Here is a 19,830-nt window from a genome sequence, read left to right as displayed (position 1 = left end):
ATCGGTGGACCTCTCCGCCCGGGGGCCGGTTTTCGGCCTTTTTCGGCGACAGGTCACAGGTGTTCGATTGATTTGTAGCAGCCGAACCGACCAAAGTCCGAAGCGATGCGCGTTTTGGGCGCGCGCCTCAAACCGCGCATTATCAGAGGTTTCGCGGAATGCCAAATTCCGAATAGTCCATTCCACTTAGGGTGCTGACCTGCATGGATGCCAGATCCCTTACCGGGCCGGGAATCCGCCCTTTTTTCGGTGAGCGGCTCTCCCACTGTTAGGTTCAGCGCGATTATCCATAGCGCAGAACTCTGTGAATCCGCGCTTCCAGACTGGAGTGTTCGAATTTTGAGACGATCCCAGGCGCACGTGATGCGTGCGCCTTTGAGGCGTGTCTGGCGGTGGCCGATACCCGTCCTCGGCCTCGCCATGCTGACCACGGGGCTGACCGCGATCGACGCGGCCGCCGCCGGGCCCGCACTGCCGGGCAACCAGAAGCTGACGAAGGTCACCGGCGAACCCGTCAAGGGCAAGCCGGCGCCGGGTCCCGCCGAGTCGCAGACGAAGGCTTGGAAGGGCGCGCCGAAGATCGCGTGGCCCGTGGCGGGTTCCGCCGAGATCACGCTGCCCCACACCCCCGCGGCGCCGGCCACGGCGCTGAAGTCGTCTTCCGCCGGGGCGTTCGCGCTTCCGGCGCGCGAGGCGGGCGTGGCGGGTCAGCCGGTCAAGGCGGGCAAGCTCCCCGTGTCGGTCGCCGCCGCGGACCTCACGAAGTCGCCCGCCGCCGCCCAGCGGTCCGCGGCGGGAGGGGCTCCGGCCGCCGATGCCCCAGCCGGCGACATCAAGGTCAAGGTCGCCCTGCACGACCAGGCCGCCGCGGAGCGCGTCGGCCTGAAGAGCAGCCTGCTCCTCTCCGTCGAGCGCACCGACACCGGCGCCTTGGCCGCCCCCGTCTCGGTGGAGCTCGACTACGCCGCCTTCAAGAACGCCTACGGCGGCAGCTGGGGCTCCCGGCTCCGCTTCACCGCGATCCCGACCTGTGCGCTGACCACTCCGCAGAAGCCCGAATGCCAGGGCAGTACGCCGGTCACCACCAGGAACGACGCGGAGACCGGCAAGCTCATCGCCACCTTCGACGCCCCGGCCAAGACCGCCCCGGCGGCCACACCCGCGGGCAAGGCGTTCCTGGACGCCCCGGCCCTCGCGGGCGCGGCCTCGGTGGGCGTGGCCGCCGCCACCGCCTCCGGCGGGATGACCCTGGCCGCCTCCCCGGGCGCCGACGGCGCGAACGGCACGTACAAGGCCACCTCGTTGAACCCGTCGGGTTCCTGGCAGGCCGGCGGTTCGGCGGGTGACTTCTCCTGGTCGTATCCGCTGGAGATTCCGGCCTCCCTGGGCGGGCCGAGCCCGTCGCTGTCGCTGGGCTACTCCAGCTCCCAGATCGACGGCCGCACCAGCGCCGCGGCCCAGCAGACCTCGTGGGTCGGCGACGGCTGGGACCTGGCCTCGAACTACATCGAGCGGGGCTACGTCCCGTGCAGCCAGGACAAGCGCAAGGACTCCGGGTACAACAACCCGAAGGACGACACGGGCGACCTCTGCCACGGCGCTCCGATGGTCACGATGTCCCTGAACGGCGGCTCCACGCCGCTCGTCCTGGACGACGTCACCAAGAAGTGGCGCCCGGCCAAGGACGACGGCTCGAAGATCGAGCTGCTCCAGGGCGCGCAGAACGGCGACAAGGAGGGTGACCACTGGCGGTTCACCAACCCCCAGGGCATCCAGTTCTACTTCGGGCTGAACAAGGTCCCCGGCTGGGCCGCGGGCAAACCCGTCACCAAGTCCGCCTGGAACGTGCCCGTCTACGGCAACCACCCGGGCGAGCCCTGTTACACGGCGACGTTCGCCGACGCGGTCTGCGACCAGACGTACCGCTGGAACCTCGACTACGTCGTGGACCCGCGCGGCAACGCGATGACGTACTGGTACGAGAAGGAGGTCAACCACTACGGATCGAACTACAAGATCGCGGGCGGTTCGACCGCCCGCGCGTACGACCGTTCCGGCTGGCTGGACCACATCTCCTACGGCCTGCGCAGCGACAACCTGTTCGCCAACGCCCCGGCGCAGGTGAACTTCAAGGTCGAAGAACGCTGCATCAAGACGGACGCCTTCGACTGCGCGGAAGCGAAGCTGAAGCCGGAGGTCGCCTGGGAGATCGCCAAGGAGTGGCCCGACACCCCGGGCGACCAGCTCTGCGCCAGTGGTGAGGAGTGCAAGGGGCGGTTCACTCCGACCTTCTTCACCCGCAAGCGGCTGACCGAGGTCAACACCTTCGTCTGGAACGGCACCGCGCACAAGCCGGTCGACACCTGGACGCTGAAGCAGTCCTTCCCGGCGACCGGTGACGGCACGGACTACCCCCTGTGGCTCGCCGAGATCAAGCACTACGGAAAGAACGGCACACCGCTCGACCTGCCGGCGGTCAAGTTCCGCGGCAAGCAGCTCGACAACCGTGTGGACGGCCTGGGCGACGGCAAGCCGCCCTACCGCCGCTACCGGATCGAGGCTATCGACACCGAGACCGGCTCGACGATCCTGGCGCACTACAAGGACAACCAGTGCCGGGCGGCGGACCCGCGCGTGATGCCGGCCTCCCCGGAGGCCAACACGCTGCGCTGCTACCCGGTGGTCTCCGAGCTGCCGGATCCCACCGATCCCGCGCACGAGCGGAAGATCTACTCCACCGACTGGTTCCACAAGCACGTCGTGGACTGGGTCCAGGAGGACGACCGCAACGGCAACTCGCCGTCGCGGCGCACCGAGTACGAGTTCCTCGGCGACCCGGCGTGGGCGTTCGACGACGAGACCGAGATGATGCGTCCCAAGACGCGCACCTGGTCCCAGTGGCGCGGCTACGAGCGGGTCCGGACCTTCATCGGCCAGGCCCCGGACAAGCGCTCCCAGACGGAGACGCTGTTCTTCCGCGGCCTCGACGGAGACCGGGCGACGCCTGCGGGCGGCGCCCGTTCGGTCAAGGTCAAGGACTCCGAGGGCATCGAGATGGCGGACCACCGCCTCTACGCCGGCCAGACCCGCGAGGTCCTGGCGTACAACGGCGAGGGCGGCGCGCTCGAAGCGGCGACCACCTACACCCCGTGGCTGCACGGCCCCACGGCGACCCGCCTGCGCAAGGGCGAGACGACCGCGGAGGACATCGAGCCCCAGCAGGCGTTCGTCCAGCAGACGACGGGCGTCAACTCCCGCATCCTGCTGTCGGACGGCCGCGGCTGGCGCCGTACGGCGATGACCACCAAGTACGACGCCCGCGGCCTCGCCGAATGGGTGTCGAACCGCGGTGACGTCGCCGACCCGTCCGACGACAGCTGCAGCCGCTACTGGTACGACGCGGACGAGACCCGCTGGATCATCGCCCGCCAGAAGCGGGTGGAGACGGTCGCGAAGACCTGTGACGCCACCGGCGTGCAGCGCCCCGCGGACGTGACGTCGGACATCAAGATGTCCTACGACGCGGCGGGCAACGTGAAGTCGACGGAGTCCCTGACCGGCTACTCCGGCACCGCCCCCACCTACCAGGTGGACGGCAGCGCGACCTTCGACGCGTACGGCCGCCCGAGGACCAGCACGGACGTCTTCGGCAAGACCACGAAGCTGGACTACACGCCGGCCTCGGGCCAGATCGTCACCAAGGTCGTCACCACCAACTCCGAGGGTCACACCCAGACCACGGAGACCGACCAGGGCCGCGGCTCGATCCTCGCGAAGCAGGACACCAACGGCCGCCGGCAGGTGATGGAGTACGACTCCCTCGGCCGCCTGTCGAAGGTGTGGTCCCCGTCCCGCAACCCGCTGAACAAGTCGCCGAACGGCATGTTCTCGTACGACGTCCGCACCGACGGCCCGGTCGTCATCACCAACAAGGCCCTGCTGGACGACGGCACCTACCGCACCAGCTACGACATCTACGACAGCAGCCTGCGCATCCGCCAGACCCAGATGGAGGCACTGGGCGGTGGCCGGGTCATCTCGGACACCTTCTACAACAGCCTCGGCCAGGTCTGGAAGAGCAACGGCGCGTACTACACGGCCGGTACCGCTTCGGGCATCCAGTTCGCCCCGAAGGACAACGAGGTCCCGTCCTCGACGATGACCCAGTACGACGGGTCGGGCCGCTCGATCGCCCAGATCTCGCGCAAGTTCGGCGAGGAGACGTCGCGCACGACGACGGCGTACGGCGGCGACAACATCACGGTCGACCCCCCGAAGGGCGAGACCCCGACCCGGGCCTTCCTGGACGGCGCGGGCCGCAAGACGGAGCTCCGCTTCTTCAGGTCGGACTCCCCGACGGGCGCGTACGACAAGACGACGTACGCGTACAACCAGCGCGGCATGCTCGCTTCGGTCGTCACCCAGGCGGGCGACAAGTGGGGCTTCGAGTACGACCTCCGCGGCCGCCAGGTCAAGCAGACGGACCCTGACAAGGGCACCGCGACGATGACCTACGGCAAGGGCGACCGGATTGAGACGGTCACCGATGCCCGTGGAAAGACCATCGCCCCTGAGTACGACGCTCTCGGCCGGGTCATCGCGACCCATGAAGGGTCGGTTACAGGGCCGAAGCTGACCTCGACCACGTTCGACACCCTGCCGGGCGCCATTGGCCTGCCGGTGGCCTCGACGCGGTACGTGGACGGCAACGCGTACACCCAGGAAGTGACCGGGTACGACACCGAGTACCGCCCGACCGGTTCGAAGATCACCATCCCGCCATCGGAGGGTGCTCTCCGCGGTACATACGAGTTCACCAAGGGCTACCGGGAGAACACCGGTCTGACCGAGTGGACGGAGCAGCCGGCGGTGGCCGGTCTGCCCATCGAGCTCACCGAGGTGCAGTACAACCACTTCGAGCTGCCCACGATGATGGGCATCGAGGGGAAGACGTTCGTCGACAAGGTCGACTACTCGCCGATGGGCGACGTACTCCGCACCTACACGGGTCCTGCGTTGTCGCAGGTCTACACAACGAACTACTACGACGAACAGACGCGCCGTCTCACCCGGACTGTCAACAGTCGGGAGAAGTCCCCGGGCGCGATCAACGACACGACGTTCAAGTACGACGACGTCGGCAACATCCTCAAGGTCACCGACAAGGAGGGCACCTCCCCCACCGCCGACGTGCAGTGCTTCGCGTACGACTACCTGCGCCGGATGAACGACGCGTGGACGGCGACGGACGACTGCGCGGCCCAGCCGAACGCGTCAGGCCCCGGCTCCAAGCCGCAGGTCGGCGGCCCGAATCCGTACTGGAACTCGTACACCTTCGACGCGGCGGGCAACCGCACGAAGGAAGTCCAGCACTCCCCCACCGGTGACGCCACCAAGAACGTCACCCGGACCTACACCTACGGCACACCCGGCCAAGCCGCCGCCAACGGCCTGAGGAAGGTCGACACGACCGGACCTGACGGAACTCGCACCGAGTCGTACACCTACGACGCATCGGGCAACACCAAGACCCGCACCATCCAGGGCGACACCCAGACGCTGGAGTGGGGCGCCTCCCATCAACTGGAGAAGGTCACCAGAGGTACGGAATCGACCGGGTTCGTGTACGACGCCTCTGGAAATCGGCTGATCAAGCGGGACAAGACCGGCACCACGCTGTACCTGCCGGGTACCGAGGTCAAGCTGACGGCGGCGGGCAAGCTGGAGGGCACGCGCTACTACGCCCACCCAGCCGGGCCGGTCATGGTGAAGACCGCCAAGGACGGCGTGATCACCACGTCGTACCTGATGGGAGACCAGAACGGCACGGCGACCACCTCCGTGGATGCCAAGACCTCTGCCGTCACCCGACGCAAGTTCACCCCCTATGGCGAGGTTCGTGGCACCGCCCCGACCTCGTGGCCGGGCAAGAAGGGCTTCGTCGGCGGAGAGATCGACGAGTCCATCGGCACCGTCCACCTCGGCGCACGCGAATACGACCCGGCCACCGGACGGTTCCTGTCGGTCGACCCTGTCATCGACCTCAATGAACCCAAGCAGGTCAATCCGTACGCCTACGCGAACAATTCGCCGGTGACCTTCAGCGACCCCAGTGGTCTGTCGATCGCGCCTCCCATGATGCCGATCAAGGACTTCACGGACGCGGAGGCTGCGTGGGCCAACATGATCCAGGGCAAGAGCGCCCTGGACATCGCGCTCGAGATCGCGATGGGCATCCTCAAGGACGCCTCGGGCTACAACGACATCCGCGACTGCCTCGGCGGTTCATGGGGAGCCTGCGCCGGACTCGCTCTGGACGCGGCACTGCCCTTCGCGGGCCGCGCAAAGCGCATCATCAAGGCGCTGGACAGGGCCTGGGAGGCGTTCAACAGCTGGTCGCAGAAGCTCGCTCTGGCACGCGACATCCTCCGCCGGGTCGAGCAGTACCAACAGGCTATGGCCAAGTACGCCGAGGACCTGGCCGAGTGGAAACGCCAGATAGAGGAAGCCGCCGAACGCGCGAGAAAGCTGGAGGAGGAAGCAGCAGCGGCGCGAAGAGCCGCGCAAGAAGCGGCAGCCGCAGCCGCGAAGAAGGCCGACGAAGCCAAGGCAACCGCAGCCAAGCAGGGCAAGTCATCCGCCCAGAAAGCCAAGAAGGCGGACGGCGACGGCAAGGCGGACAAGTCCGCCGAGGCGAAGAAGTCCGACGGCCCCAAGAAGTCGGTGGCCAAGGACGACGACGGTGGCGGTGAAGCCCCCGGCTGCAAGAACAGCTTCGTTCCGGGCACGGAGGTCCTCCTGGCTGATGGCTCCTCCAAGCCGATCGAAGAGGTCGAGATCGGCGACGAGGTAGCGGCCACGGACGCGGAATCCGGCGTCACCCAGGCACAGCCCGTCGTCGGACAGATCATCGGTTCAGGCCAGAAGGAACTTGTCGAGGTCACGATCGACACCGACGGGTCCGCAGGCGATGCCTCGGACTCTCTGACCGCCACCGGTAACCACCCCTTCTGGGCCCCGGCTCTGGGGAAGTGGCTGGACGCCACCGAGCTGACCGCTGGTGAGTGGCTCAGCACCTCGGCCGGCACGTGGGTCCAGGTCACCGCAGTCAAGCGCTGGCACCAGCAGCAGACGGTCCGCAACCTCACCGTTGCGAACCAGCACACGTACTACGTACTGGCCGGGGCCACGCCGGTCCTGGTCCACAACTGCGGGCCGCTCTATTCGGAGATCAAGGAAGGCCGACGGGGCAGCGCTTACGTGGAGATCACCCCCGAAAGCCTGGCTAACAACGGCGGTACTCCGCCTGGCAAGAAGAAGCCTGACGGGTTCCGCAAGGGTGACTCCCGGGGGCACCTGATCGGAAGGCAGTTCGGCGGATCAGGCACCGACATGCGCAACATCATTGCGCAGGGCAGGGACGTGAACAGCGGCGACATCTCCACAGCGGAAGACATGATCGCCCAATACGTCCGAGATACGGGACGCACCGTCATCATGAGCGTCACACCCATTTACGGTGACGCAAAGTACCGTGCGGTGGGCGTACGCATCGAGGCCGTAGATGACTTCGGCTGGTCGTACGACAAGACCTTCCCCAACTTCTGAGGTCACATCATGGAAGCACTGGACAGTCTGACCCGGCTGTGCCCACCGCCGTTCGCGGACGGCCACGCCGACCTGGGGCCGGTCCGTAGGGGGCCCGTACCCCTCCCATCGAGCCACGCGGCAATGCTGGACATCTATGGCCCTGGCAGCTTCAACGATTTCCTCTGGATCTACGGAGATTCGCACCCCGAGATCTGGGCGAACATCGAAACACGCACTCGCGCGTCATCGAAAATTCTCGCAGCCAAGGAGATCCCCCAAATCAGGTCGCTACTGACCGAGTCCAACCTAACCCCTGCCGATCTGATCGAATGGGGCGGAACCGATAACGCAGATTGCCTCTTCTGGATTCCGACAGGTCCAGCGGACACCTGGCCTACCCTGATCGTCGAGGCCGGTCAGCTTGATTTCGTCGTGATCGAGACTTCGTCGCCGGAGGTAATCCTGAGCTTTCTCGAGGGGAATCTCGACTGCCCGTTCTTCCCTGCGGAATTCACAGACTGCGAACCCTCATTCGAGGGGTGGTCTGCCGACTGAAGAGAAAGGAATCCGCGAAACTACTCCCGGGAACGCGTGGGCGTGACTGACGCGGGATGCCTGGAGTAGCCACGAGCGAAGGCCCCCACAGGATTTTCTCCTGTGGGGGCCTTCACGCTTGACTCGCCGACAGAACTACGGCGCAGGCGTGTGGGCGCCCGGTGAGCGTCTACCGCCGCCGCATGTCCGCCACCCTCGCCCGTTCCCGTTCCCGTTCCCCCGCGTCCGACAGCGGCGACGCGCTGCGGAGTTGGGCCGTTGGGCCGCCCCGGCGTTGGACCGGGACGGGGGAGTCGCGGCGGGGGCGGCGGCCGCCCATGCCGTCCAGGCCGCCCGCGGCGGCGGCCGCGCCGCCCGCCACCGTGATCTGGACGCCCTGGTCCGCCAGGGCCTGGAGCTCCGTCGCCGCGCGGTCGTCGTGCGGCGGGGGCTCGTCCGTGACCAGGCGGGTCATCACGTCCGTCGGCACCGTCTGGAACATGGTGTCCGTGCCGAGTTTGGTGTGGTCGGCCAGGACTACCACTTCCGCCGCCGCCTGGACCAGGGCCCGGTCCACGCTCGCGCTGAGCATGTTGGACGTGGAGAGGCCGCGCTCGGCCGTCAGGCCGCTCCCGCTCAGGAAGGCGCGGGTGACGCGCAGGCCCTGGAGGGACTGCTCCGCCCCGCTGCCCACGAGGGCGTAGTTGGACCCGCGCAGGGTGCCGCCGGTCATCACCACCTCCACCCGGTTGGCATGGGCCAGTGCCTGGGCGACCAGGAGGGAGTTGGTCACCACGGTGAGGCCGGGCACCCGGGCGAGCCGGCGGGCCAGCTCCTGGGTCGTGGTACCCGCACCGACGACGATGGCCTCGCCCTCTTCGACGAGGGAGGCCGCGACATCGGCGATGGCGGTCTTCTCCGCCGTCGCGAGATGGGACTTTTGCGGAAAGCCGGACTCCCGCGTGAAACCGCCCGGCAAGACCGCACCGCCGTGCCGGCGGTCGAGGAGTCCTTCTGCCTCCAGTGCCCGCACGTCCCGCCGTACGGTCACTTCGGAGGTCTGGACGACGCGGGCGAGCTCACGGAGCGAAACCGCTCCGTTGGCCCGCACCATTTCGAGGATCAATTGGCGACGTTCTGCAGCGAACACGAAACTGACAGTAACCCCAACGACCGTCTGGTTTCAGCTCCTTGCGCCGGAATACCGAAGTTGTCCGTATGGCGGGGCGACTAGTGGTATACGCGGGCCGAGGCCTAGGTGAACATCCCGCCACGCGACGGGCGTACCGCCCCAACCCCCTTGCGGGATGGGGCGGTTGAAGGAGGATCAGGCCTCCGAGCCAGTCTTCCGCGTGTGCAGCTGGCGGGCCACCTCGGCGATCGAACCCGACAGGGAGGGGTACACGGTGAACGCGTTTGCGATCTGCTCGACCGTCAGGTTGTTGTCGACCGCGATCGAGATGGGGTGGATGAGCTCGCTCGCGCGCGGGGAGACGACCACTCCGCCGACGACGATGCCGGTGCCCGGGCGGCAGAACAGCTTCACGAAGCCGTCCCGGATGCCCTGCATCTTGGCGCGCGGATTGCGCAGCAGCGGCAGCTTCACCACACGGGCGTCGATCCTGCCGGCGTCCATGTCGGCCTGGGTGTAGCCGACGGTCGCGATCTCGGGGTCGGTGAACACGTTCGAGGACACCGTCTTGAGGTTCAGCGGGGTCACCGCGTCGCCCAGGAAGTGGTACATCGCGATGCGGCCCTGCATGGCCGCGACGGAGGCCAGCGCGAAGACGCCGGTGACGTCGCCCGCGGCGTACACGCCGGGCGCGGACGTGCGCGAGACCTTGTCGGTCCAGATGTGCCCGGAGTCCTTGAGCCGGACCCCGGACTCCTCCAGGTTCATGTCCTTGGTGTTCGGGATCGCGCCGACCGCCATCAGGCAGTGCGTGCCGGTCAGCACCCGGCCGTCCGAGAGCGTGACCTCGACCCGGTCGCCGACGCGCTTGGCGGACTCGGCGCGGGAGCGGCCGATGACGTTCATGCCGCGGCGCCGGAACACGTCCTCGAGGACGGCGGCCGCGTCCGGGTCCTCGCCCGGCAGCACGCGGTCGCGGGAGGAGACCAGCGTGACCCGGGAGCCGAGGGCCTGGTACGCGCCGGCGAACTCGGCGCCGGTGACGCCGGAGCCGACCACGATGAGCTCCTCGGGGAGCTCGTCCAGGTCGTAGACCTGGGTCCAGTTCAGGATGCGCTCGCCGTCGGGCTGGGCGTCCGGGATCTCGCGGGGGTGGCCGCCGGTCGCGATCAGCACGGCCTCGGCGGTCAGGATCGTCTCGGTGCCGTCGGCGGCCGTGACGATGACGTCCCGGGTCCCGTCGATGCCCTGCGGGCCGCCGAGCTTGGCCCGGCCCCGTACGACGCGGGCGCCGGCCCGGGTGACGGAGGCGGTGATGTCGTGCGACTGGGCGAGGGCGAGGCGCTTGACGCGCCGGTTCACCTTGCCGAGGTCCACGCCGACGACGCGGGCGGCCTGCTCGATGTGCGGGGTGTCGTCCGCGACGACGATGCCGAGCTCCTCGTACGACGAGTCGAAGGTCGTCATGACCTCGGCGGTCGCGATGAGCGTCTTGGAGGGCACGCAGTCGGTCAGGACGGAGGCCCCGCCCAGGCCGTCGCAGTCCACGACGGTCACCTCCGCGCCGAGCTGGGCCCCCACCAGGGCCGCCTCATACCCGCCGGGTCCGCCGCCGATGATCACGATCCGGGTCACGAAAAGTCCGCCTCACGTCTTCCCGGCCGGCTGCCGCCCCGGCCGGTGTTCCGGGGGGTCTCCCCGGGGGATGCATTCCGTGCCCCATTGTCCCGCACGCTCCGAGGTGCTTCGCGCACGGTCCCTCCATCCGGGACGGGAGCTCCGCGTACGGCCGGGAGCGCCGCCACCGCCGCCCCTCCCGTACCCTCGACCCCATGTCGCTCTACGCCGCGTACGCCGGCAACCTCGACCCGCGGCTGATGACGCGCCGCGCACCCCATTCGCCGCTGCGCGGCACGGGCTGGATCAACGACTGGCGGCTGACCTTCGGCGGCGAGCAGATGGGCTGGGAGGGCGCGCTCGCGACGATCGTCGAAGCCCCCCGCCACCAGGTCTTCGTCGCCCTGTACGACATCGCGCCGCTCGACGAGGACTCGATGGACCGCTGGGAGGGTGTCGGGCTCGACATCTACCGCCGGATGCGGGTGCGCGTGCACACGCTGGACGGCGAGGAGGCGGCCTGGGTGTACGTCCTGAACGGCTACGAGGGCGGCCTCCCCTCGGCGCGCTACCTGGGCGAGATCGCCGACGCCGCGGAGTCCGCGGGCGCCCCGCACGACTATGTGATGGAACTCCGCAAGCGGCCTTGCTGACAGCGGCCGCGGGCCCGCGCCGGCCGGTTCCAGGCCCGCCACGGCCCTCCGGGGACGATTCGGTGGAAACGACAAGGCAACGATCCGAACACCGTGAGCTGTGCCATCTACGCGCGTAGGCAATGAGCGGCTACGCTCTTCCGCGTGAACGCATCTGTTACCGACCCCTTCGCCGCCGCCGACGCCGCAGCCGCCCGCCTGCGCGAGCTGACCGGCGCGGAATCCCACGATGTCGCCCTCGTGATGGGCTCCGGCTGGGCCCCCGCCGCAGAGGCGCTCGGCGCCCCCGAGGCCGAGTTCCCGGTCACCGAGCTGCCCGGCTTCCCGCCCCCCGCCGTCGAGGGCCACGGCGGCAAGATCCGCTCGTACAAGATCGGCGACAAGCGCGCGCTGCTCTTCCTCGGCCGGACCCACTTCTACGAGGGCCGCGGCGTCGCCGCCGTCGCCCACGGCGTGCGCACCGCCGTCGCCGCCGGCTGCAAGACCGTCGTCCTCACCAACGGCTGCGGCGGTCTGCGCGAGGGCATGAAGCCCGGCCAGCCGGTCCTGATCAGCGACCACCTGAACCTGACGGCCACCTCGCCGATCGTCGGCGCGAACTTCGTGGACCTCACCGACCTGTACTCGCCGCGTCTGCGCGCGATGTGCAAGGAGATCGACGAGACCCTCGAAGAGGGCGTCTACGTGCAGTTCCCCGGCCCGCACTACGAGACCCCGGCCGAGATCAACATGATCCGTGTCATGGGCGCCGACCTGGTCGGCATGTCCACCGTGCTCGAGGCCATCGCCGCCCGCGAGGCCGGCGCCGAGGTGCTGGGCATCTCCCTGGTCACCAACCTGGCGGCGGGCATCTCCGGAGAGCCGCTGAACCACGAAGAGGTGCTCCAGGCCGGCCGGGACTCGGCCGCGCGCATGGGCAAGCTGCTGACCCAGGTCCTCGCCCGCATCTGAGAGGGCACAGGCACCGGCACCGTACGAGAGACAAGGCGGAAGTAGTGCAGGAACAGGACGACCTGATCACCCGGGCCCAGGCCTGGCTGGCGGAGGACCCGGACCCGGAGACGGCGGCCGAGCTCGCCGCGCTCGTCGAGGCGGGCGACACCGCCGAGCTCGCGGACCGGTTCTCGGGCACGCTGCAGTTCGGCACAGCCGGGCTGCGCGGCGAGATCGGCGCGGGTCCGATGCGGATGAACCGCTCGGTGGTCATCCGGGCCGCGGCGGGCCTCGCGGCCTACCTGAAGGCCCGGGGCCACGACGGCGGCCTGGTCGTCGTCGGCTACGACGCGCGGTACAAGTCGGCGGACTTCGCCCGCGACACCGCCGCCGTGATGACCGGCGCCGGCCTGCGCGCGGCCGTCCTGCCCCGCCCGCTGCCGACGCCCGTCCTCGCGTACGCCATAAGGCACCTGGGCGCCGTCGCCGGCGTCGAGGTGACCGCGAGCCACAACCCGCCCCGGGACAACGGCTACAAGGTCTACCTCGGCGACGGCTCGCAAATCGTCTCCCCGGCGGACGCCGAGATCGCGGCGGAGATCGCCCGCGTCGGGACGCTCGCCTCCGTCCCCCGCCCCGCGGACGGCTGGCTGCAGCTCGACGAGGAGGTCCTGGAGGCCTACCTGGCGCGTACGGACGCGGTCCTGACCCCCGGCTCCGCCCGGGGCGTGCGGAGCGTCTACACGGCCATGCACGGCGTCGGCAAGGACGTCGTCATGGCGGCCTTCGCCCGGCACGGCTTCCCGGAGCCGGTGCTCGTCGCCGAGCAGGCCGAGCCGGACCCGGCCTTCCCGACCGTGGCCTTCCCCAACCCGGAGGAGCCGGGCGCGATGGACCTGGCCTTCGCGAAGGCCGCCGAGGTCCGCCCGGACATCGTGATCGCCAACGACCCGGACGCCGACCGCTGCGCGGTGGCCGTCCCGGACGGCGGCGGCTGGCGGATGCTGCGCGGCGACGAGGTCGGTGCGCTGCTCGCCGCCCACCTCGTCCGCAAGGGCGCGCGGGGCGTCTTCGCCGAGTCCATCGTCTCCTCCAGCCTCCTGGGCCGGATCGCGGAGGCGGCGGGCGTGGGCTACGAGGAGACCCTGACGGGCTTCAAGTGGATCGCCCGCGTGGAGGGCCTGCGGTACGGGTACGAGGAAGCCCTCGGCTACTGCGTGGACCCCGAGGGCGTCCGCGACAAGGACGGCGTCACCGCCGCGCTGCTCGTGGCCGAGCTGGCCTCCGAGCTCAAGGAGCAGGGCCGCGGCCTGACCGACCTGCTGGACGACCTGGCGGTGGCCCACGGCCTGCACGCCACCGACCAGCTGTCGGTCCGCGTCTCGGACCTGTCGGTCATCGCCTCGGCGATGGCCGCGCTCCGCGCGGAGCCGCCGACCTCGCTGGCCGGGCTGCGGGTCGTCTCGGCGGAGGACCTGACGCGCGGCACGCAGACCCTCCCGCCGACGGACGGCCTGCGGTACTACCTCGACGGGGCGTACCAGGCCCGGGTGATCGTGCGGCCGTCGGGCACGGAGCCGAAGCTGAAGTGCTACCTGGAGGTCGTGGTGCCGGTGGGCGCGGCCGCCGACCTGGCGCCGGCCCGGGCGCGTGGCCAGGAGGTCCTGGACGCGATCAAGAAGGACCTGGCGGTGGCGGCGGGCATCTGATCTCCCCCGCGCCGCTCGCCCGGCTCGGCCCTGGCGGGCCTCCCCGGCTTCGCGCCGCCGCGCCGGACTCCGTCCGTCGGCCCCCTGAGTCCCGTCCGGCTCGGGGGGCCGTCGGCGTCCGGGCCGCTGCGCGGGGCCTTTCCCCCACCCCGCCCCTCCCCGAAACCGGAGCTCCGCCCCGGACCCCGTACGGCGCTGCGCACCCGCGCCTCGATCGCCGACCGACTCCCCCCGCCGGCGCTTGAGGCGCGGCGCCTGGGGCAGAGCCCCGGCGCGGCGTGGCAGGTGGGCACGGACCACCCTCGCCACCTGCCCGGCACGGCCGGGCTGGCGCAGGGCCACTCGGCCCCGCCGGCGATGGAGGCGCGGCGCCTGGGGGCGGAGCCACGGCGCGGCGCGGCAGGTGGGCACGGACCACCCTCGCCACCTGCCCGGCGCGCCTGGGCTGGCGCAGGGCCACTCAGCCCCGCCGGCGTGTGAGGCGCGGCGCCTGGGGCGGAGCCCAGCAGCGCCCGGCAGGTGGGTGGAGGCCGGGCTCAGCGGGGTGGGGTGCCCGCGGAGGCGGACGGGCGGACGATCTCGCCCAGCGTCGGCACCGACTCCGGCCGGGAGCGGACCGCGTCCGTGCACTCCCACGCCCGCGGCGGATCCGCGTCCGGCCCGCCCATGACCACCGGCCCCGGCCCCGCCGACACCGCCTCGCTGCCCGCCAGGGTGCACACGATCTGCGACAGGGCCACCGGCGGCAGGTCCTCCGGCTTGCGGCTCAGCCGCACCGTGCCCGCCGGATCGCCCGGCCTCGCAGCCCCCGCCGTGAGGCCCGCGGGCACCCCGGTGGAGAACCCGGCGTCCCGCTCCTCCCCCGACGGCGCCTTCTCCAGCGCCTCCAGCAGCGCCTGCACGACCAGGACGACGGGGTCCCGCTGCGTCCGCTTCTCCGGTACCGGCACCACCCGCTCCACGCCCACCAGCTGCGAGCCGCAGACCAGTTCCACCGTGGCCCGGAAGCCCTGCACACCGCCCTGCCCGCCCGGCTGCGCCGGGGTGTCGCACGACACCCGGGAGGGCGCCGCGCCCACGTCCACCGGCACGGTCGTCGCCCTGATCCCGCAGCCCGCGAGGGCCGACAGGGCCAGCGCGGCCAGGAGCGCCGAGGCCGCCGGCAGAGCCTTACGCGTCCTGGTCACCCGCGATCACCTTCCCCACGTCCACCGGCAGCCGCAGCGTGAACAGCGCGCCGCCCCCCGGCCCGTTGGCCGCGGTGATGTCGCCGCCGTGGATGTGCGCGTTCTCCACGGCGATCGACAGGCCCAGCCCGCTCCCGTCCGACTTCGGCCGCGAGGCGCTCGCCTTGTAGAACCGGTCGAAGACGTGCGGCAGGACGTCCTGCGGGATGCCCGGCCCGTTGTCCTGCACCGCGATCACCAGCCACTCCCCCTCCACGACCACCCTCACCCGCACCGGCGAGCCGCCGTGCTTGAGGGCGTTGCCGATCAGGTTGGCGAGGATGACGTCGAGGCGGCGCGGGTCGAGCCGCGCCACGATGCCCCGCTCGGCGTCGAGTTCGACGGCGTCCAGCCAGGCGCGCGCGTCGATGCACGCCGTGACCTGGTCGGCGACGTCCACGTCGTCCAGCACCAGCCGGGCCGTTCCCGCGTCGAAGCGGGTGACCTCCATCAGGTTCTCCACCAGGTCGTTGAGGCGCCGCGTCTCGCTGACGACCAGCGCCACCGCCGGTGCGATCATCGGGTCGAGGTCGTCGACCTCTTCCTCCAGCACCTCGGCGACCGCCGTCAACGCCGTCAGCGGCGTGCGCAGCTCGTGCGACATGTCCGCGACGAAGCGCCGGCTCGACTCCTCCCGCGCGCTCATGTCGGCGACCTTCTTCTCCAGCGCCTCGGCCGTCTTGTTGAACGTGTGGGAGAGGTCGGCCAGTTCGTCGGTCCCCGACACGTCGAGCCGGGTGTCGAGCTCGCCCTCGCCGAGCCGCCGCGCCGCGTCGCCCAGCCGCTGCACGGGCTTGAGCACCGTACGGGCCGCGGCCTGCGCGAGCAGCGCGGAACCCAGCAGCGCCAGGCCCGTCGCGATCGTCAGCGACCAGGCCAGCGCGTTCAGGTCGTCCCGCTCCTGCGCGAGGGACTTGTACATGTAGCCGGTGAGCCCGCCGCCCACGATCCGCGTCCCGCCGACCAGGTACGGATTGCCGCCGGGCTTCGTCCGCTGCCAGTACATGTGGTACTCGGAGTCGTTGGCCGCCGTCGTCTTCTGCCGGTCGTTCACCGCGTCCCGCAAGGACTTCGGCACGTCGCCCAGCCCGAAGGCGTCGGGCCCCGCCGTCCCCGACACCTGCCCGTCCTTGCCCTCCTGCACCAGCAGCACGCTGTAGCCCGGGCTGCTGCCCGCCATCAGCTCCGCGGTGCGCTGGATCTCCTGCTGGGTCGGGTCGGCGGGCAGCGCCGCCGCCCGGTTCTGCATCTCCTGCCGGAAGTCGCCGAGGGCCGCGTCCTGGGTACGGGTGAGGACCGCCTCCCGGTTGAGCCAGTACGCGATCCCCGAGGCGGAGACCGCGGCCGTCAGCGCGACCAGGGCGAACACGATGAGGAGTCGCAGCCGCAGGCTGGTCCAGCGCCGGCCCGCGAGCAGCGCCGGGATCACTGCGGGGAGTCCAGGCGGTAGCCGACGCCCCGGACGGTCCGGATCAGGGTGGGCGAGGACGGCACGTCCTCGACCTTGGCGCGCAGCCGCTGCACGCAGGCGTCCACGAGCCGCGAGTCGCCGAGGTAGTCGTGCTCCCAGACGAGGCGGAGCAACTGCTGGCGGGAGAGCGCCTGGCCGGGACGGCGGCTCAGCTCCAGCAGCAGCCGCAGCTCGGTCGGGGTGAGCTGGAGGTCCTCGCCGTTCTTCGTCACCGTCATGGCGGCGCGGTCGATGACCAGGGAGCCGAAGCTCGCCGAGTCGCTGGACTCGCGCTCGCCGCGCCGCAGCACGGCGCGGATGCGGGCGTCGAGCACCCGCCCCTGCACGGGCTTGACCACGTAGTCGTCGGCACCGGACTCCAGGCCGACGACGACATCGATGTCGTCGCTGCGCGCGGTGAGCAGGATGATCGGCAGCTGGTCGGTGCGGCGGATCCGCCGGCACACCTCGAAGCCGTCGATCCCGGGCAGCATCACGTCCAGCACGATCAGATCCGGCCGCTGCTCGCGCAGCAGTTTCAGGCCGTCCTCGCCCGTCGCCGCGGTGGCCACACGGTGGCCCTGGCGTGACAGGGAGAGTTCGAGGGCCGTGCGGATGGCGTCGTCGTCCTCGATCAGCAACAGGAAAGGCACGGGCTCATTCTGTCCCATCGGCAGTCGGGAGTTCGACCGGCGGGGGAACCCGATCCCGGCCGGGTCGGACGAAGGCCGCTGTGACAGGCCTGTGACAGTCGGCGGACACCCCGGTTAAGTCGGCCGGGCAGGCTTCTACCAACAACCGGAGCACAGCAACGGACCGAAGCAGACTCCACGACGGGGGGCGCGAGATGAACACGCTGCACAGCACCACCACCAGCGCGGTTGTCACGCGGCTGCACGATGTGAACCGCCGGGCGGGTGTCCGTAACGTCGCGGTAGCCCGGCCCCGGCCGGCACACGTCGTAGCCATTGACGCGAAGCAGTACCAGGCGGTTCCCGCACAGCGCACCCCGTCCTCCACGTCCGAGGCGGAGTTCACGGCGTACGTCCAGGAGCGCCGGGCCGCCCTGTACGCGACGGCCTTCCACCTCACCGGCGACCGCCACGAGGCGGAGGACCTGCTGCAGAGCGCGCTGTTCTCCACGTACCGCGCCTGGGACCGGATCACCGACAAGGCGGCCGTGGGCGGGTACCTGCGCCGCACGATGACGAACCTGCACATCAGCGCGTGGCGCCGGCGGAAGCTGAACGAGTACCCGACGGAGGAGCTGCCGGAGACGGCCTCGGACACGGACGCGATGCGCGGTACGGAGCTGCGCGCGGTGCTGTGGCAGGCCCTGTCCCGGATCCCGGAGCCGCAGCGCACGATGCTGGTCCTGCGGTACTACGAGGGCCGCACGGACCCGGAGATCGCGGAGATCCTCGGGATCAGCGTCGGCACGGTGAAGTCGAGCATCTGGCGGTCGCTGCGGCGGCTGCGCGAGGACGAGGCGCTGAGCTTCGGCGAGGACGAGGCGGAGTCCTTCGAGGAGCTCGTCGCGTAGGCCCTGCGGGGCCGGGCGGACACCACACAAGCCAACGGGCCGGGGGGCCCGTCCCACGGGGGTGGGGCGGGGGTCACGGGGGGGGAAACAGGCGGGATCAGGCGGCCGGGGGTCCGCCTGGTCCCGCCTTTCCGCGTCCGCGGGTTCGGCAGCCCGTCGCCCGGCGCGGCTCAAACGCCGGCGAGGCTGAATTCGGCTGCGGCTGTCCGCCGAGTACCAACCCCTGGATTGCCCGTCAGGCCGAACCCGGCCTCGCCGAGCCCCGGGGGCCTGGCGGGGGCTAGGCCGGGGCCGTGGCCGGGCGGTGGCGGCCCGCCGCGGCGGCGGCCAGGCGGCCGAGGGCCTCGTCCCGGCCGCAGGCGTGGGCGCCCAGTTCGGTGTGCCGCGCCACGATGCCCCGTTCGGCCCGCATCAGCCGGTAGCCCCTGCGCACCAGGAACAGCACCGACTTGCGCCCCTCGCGCAGGTCCCGGACCAGCCGCCGCCGGAACGTCGTCGACGGCCGCCCCCGCAGACAGATCGCATCGGCGAGCAGCCCCAGCTCCTGGCAGCGGGCGACGATGTCGGCCGCGAAGATGCCCTCCGCGATGAACAGCGGGGTGCGGGAGATGTCCAGCGCTTCCGTGCCGACCCGGGAGGACGTCGCGAGGTCGTAGAGGGGAACCTCCGCACGGCCCCCCGCGCACAGTTCCTCGATCGCCGCGACGGCGGTGTCCGCGTCCCAGGACAGCGGGGAGTCCCAGTCGATGTCCGAGCTGCCGTCGACCAGCGGAAGGGTCGGGTCGTCCGCCTCCTTGTAGAAGTCGTCCAGGCGCAGCACGGGAAGGCCCGAGCGGGCCGCCAGCGAGGACTTGCCGGAGCCGGAGGGCCCGGTCAGCAGCACGACGCGCGTCGGCAGGGGAGAAGAACAGCTCACGGGACACCAGTCTGAACCATTAATCCCTGTAGGGGACCCCTCCGGTGGCCGGTTGGTATCGAGGATCACACGTCAACTACGCTGCGTGCGCACGCGACTACGACCACAGGCGGGAACCCATGGCACGTCACGCAGCTCCGCACAGCTCTCCCTTGCGCACCGCAGGCCTCACCCTCTCGATGGCGGGCGCCGCGCTCGCGATGGCCGCGGGCGGTGCCCAGGCCGGTGAGCTCGACGTTCCGGCCGCGCTGGCCGGAGTCACCGACCCCGTCGCGAACCTCAAGGTGAACCCGCTGGCCCACACCGGCGTGGACCCGCTGGACAACGGCATCGCCACCAAGGTCGCGGACTTCCCGGCCGTCGGCACCGGCATGGTGACCGGCGTGCTCACGCAGGGGCCCTCCGTGGGCGAGCTGCCCACCGCGGCCGTCTCCTCGTTGCTCGGGCCGGTCCTGGACAAGTAGCGGCAGGGGCACGGATACGAGAAGGCCCCGGCAGCGCGGGGGACGCTGCCGGGGCCGGTTCAC

At 70.6% G+C, this 19,830-nt stretch carries 13 protein-coding genes; 7 read left to right on the top strand and 6 right to left on the bottom strand.

The features are described from left to right. Positions 1-363: 363 nt before the first annotated feature. A complete protein-coding gene (locus BGK67_RS21895) occupies positions 364-7,608 on the top strand; it encodes an RHS repeat-associated core domain-containing protein (RefSeq protein ID WP_141754043.1) in 7,245 nt (2,414 codons plus the stop codon). A 9-nt stretch (positions 7,609-7,617) separates the two neighbouring features. Further along, positions 7,618-8,145 (top strand): hypothetical protein, encoded by a 528-nt coding sequence (locus BGK67_RS21890; protein WP_141754042.1) that lies wholly within the window; start codon positions 7,618-7,620, stop codon positions 8,143-8,145. Positions 8,146-8,314: 169 nt separating this feature from the next. Here BGK67_RS21890 and BGK67_RS21885 read toward each other — a convergent pair whose 3' ends face one another. Then, complete coding sequence (locus BGK67_RS21885; RefSeq protein ID WP_079154317.1) at positions 8,315-9,274, bottom strand: DeoR/GlpR family DNA-binding transcription regulator; 960 nt, start codon at positions 9,272-9,274, stop codon at positions 8,315-8,317. Positions 9,275-9,451: 177 nt separating this feature from the next. Continuing rightward, entirely contained in the window at positions 9,452-10,891 is a 1,440-nt protein-coding gene (locus BGK67_RS21880; protein ID WP_069921662.1) for an NAD(P)H-quinone dehydrogenase, read from the bottom strand. 197 nt (positions 10,892-11,088) lie between these two features. On the opposite strand from BGK67_RS21880, the gene BGK67_RS21875 reads away from it, so the two are divergent. From BGK67_RS21875 to BGK67_RS21865, 3 genes are all read left to right on the top strand, one after another. After that, entirely contained in the window at positions 11,089-11,526 is a 438-nt protein-coding gene (locus BGK67_RS21875; RefSeq protein ID WP_069921661.1) for a gamma-glutamylcyclotransferase family protein, read from the top strand. Between the two features lie 144 nt (positions 11,527-11,670). Continuing rightward, a complete protein-coding gene (locus tag BGK67_RS21870; RefSeq protein ID WP_069921660.1) occupies positions 11,671-12,477 on the top strand; it encodes a purine-nucleoside phosphorylase in 807 nt (268 codons plus the stop codon). A gap of 44 nt (positions 12,478-12,521) precedes the next feature. After that, the gene (locus BGK67_RS21865) at positions 12,522-14,168 is read left to right on the top strand and encodes a phospho-sugar mutase (RefSeq protein WP_069921659.1); all 1,647 of its coding nucleotides are present in this window, start codon (positions 12,522-12,524) and stop codon (positions 14,166-14,168) included. 536 nt (positions 14,169-14,704) lie between these two features. Here BGK67_RS21865 and BGK67_RS21860 read toward each other — a convergent pair. The 3 genes from BGK67_RS21860 to afsQ1 are packed head-to-tail and all read right to left on the bottom strand — an operon-like array spanning position 14,705 to position 17,497. Beyond that, on the bottom strand, positions 14,705-15,355 hold the full coding sequence (locus BGK67_RS21860) for a hypothetical protein (protein WP_244291288.1): 651 nt from the start codon (positions 15,353-15,355) through the stop codon (positions 14,705-14,707). Further along, positions 15,339-16,823, bottom strand: a complete 1,485-nt coding sequence (locus tag BGK67_RS21855) for a sensor histidine kinase (protein WP_069921658.1) — start codon at positions 16,821-16,823, stop codon at positions 15,339-15,341. The genes BGK67_RS21860 and BGK67_RS21855 overlap by 17 nt, the downstream gene beginning before the upstream one ends. Continuing rightward, on the bottom strand, positions 16,820-17,497 hold the full coding sequence (gene afsQ1 / locus BGK67_RS21850) for a two-component system response regulator AfsQ1 (RefSeq protein WP_063754818.1): 678 nt from the start codon (positions 17,495-17,497) through the stop codon (positions 16,820-16,822). The genes BGK67_RS21855 and afsQ1 overlap by 4 nt, the downstream gene beginning before the upstream one ends. A gap of 194 nt (positions 17,498-17,691) precedes the next feature. Between afsQ1 and BGK67_RS21845 the strand changes: the two genes are divergently transcribed. After that, complete coding sequence (locus BGK67_RS21845) at positions 17,692-18,387, top strand: SigE family RNA polymerase sigma factor (protein WP_069921657.1); 696 nt, start codon at positions 17,692-17,694, stop codon at positions 18,385-18,387. A 280-nt stretch (positions 18,388-18,667) separates the two neighbouring features. Here BGK67_RS21845 and BGK67_RS21840 read toward each other — a convergent pair whose 3' ends face one another. Further along, complete coding sequence (locus BGK67_RS21840) at positions 18,668-19,369, bottom strand: uridine kinase family protein (RefSeq protein WP_079154640.1); 702 nt, start codon at positions 19,367-19,369, stop codon at positions 18,668-18,670. Positions 19,370-19,422: 53 nt separating this feature from the next. Here BGK67_RS21840 and BGK67_RS21835 point away from each other — a divergent pair, with 53 nt between their 5' ends. After that, positions 19,423-19,767 (top strand): hypothetical protein, encoded by a 345-nt coding sequence (locus BGK67_RS21835; protein ID WP_069921656.1) that lies wholly within the window; start codon positions 19,423-19,425, stop codon positions 19,765-19,767. The last annotated feature ends 63 nt before the right edge of the window (positions 19,768-19,830 follow it).

The organism is Streptomyces subrutilus (assembly GCF_001746425.1).
Classification (GTDB): Bacteria; Actinomycetota; Actinomycetes; order Streptomycetales; family Streptomycetaceae; genus Streptomyces; species Streptomyces subrutilus_A.
The sequence above is the reverse complement of the archived record's forward strand: the minus strand, read 5'-3'. Positions and strand labels throughout refer to the sequence as shown.

What these genes read in the sequence shown, in the direction of transcription:
- BGK67_RS21895 (WP_141754043.1), top strand. Translation starts at nt 364, where the DNA reads ATGCGTGCGCCTTTGAGGCGTGTCTGGCGGTGGCCGATACCCGTCCTC.
- BGK67_RS21890 (WP_141754042.1), top strand. Translation starts at nt 7,618, where the DNA reads ATGGAAGCACTGGACAGTCTGACCCGGCTGTGCCCACCGCCGTTCGCG.
- BGK67_RS21875 (WP_069921661.1), top strand. Translation starts at nt 11,089, where the DNA reads ATGTCGCTCTACGCCGCGTACGCCGGCAACCTCGACCCGCGGCTGATG.
- BGK67_RS21845 (WP_069921657.1), top strand. Translation starts at nt 17,692, where the DNA reads ATGAACACGCTGCACAGCACCACCACCAGCGCGGTTGTCACGCGGCTG.
- BGK67_RS21835 (WP_069921656.1), top strand. Translation starts at nt 19,423, where the DNA reads ATGGCACGTCACGCAGCTCCGCACAGCTCTCCCTTGCGCACCGCAGGC.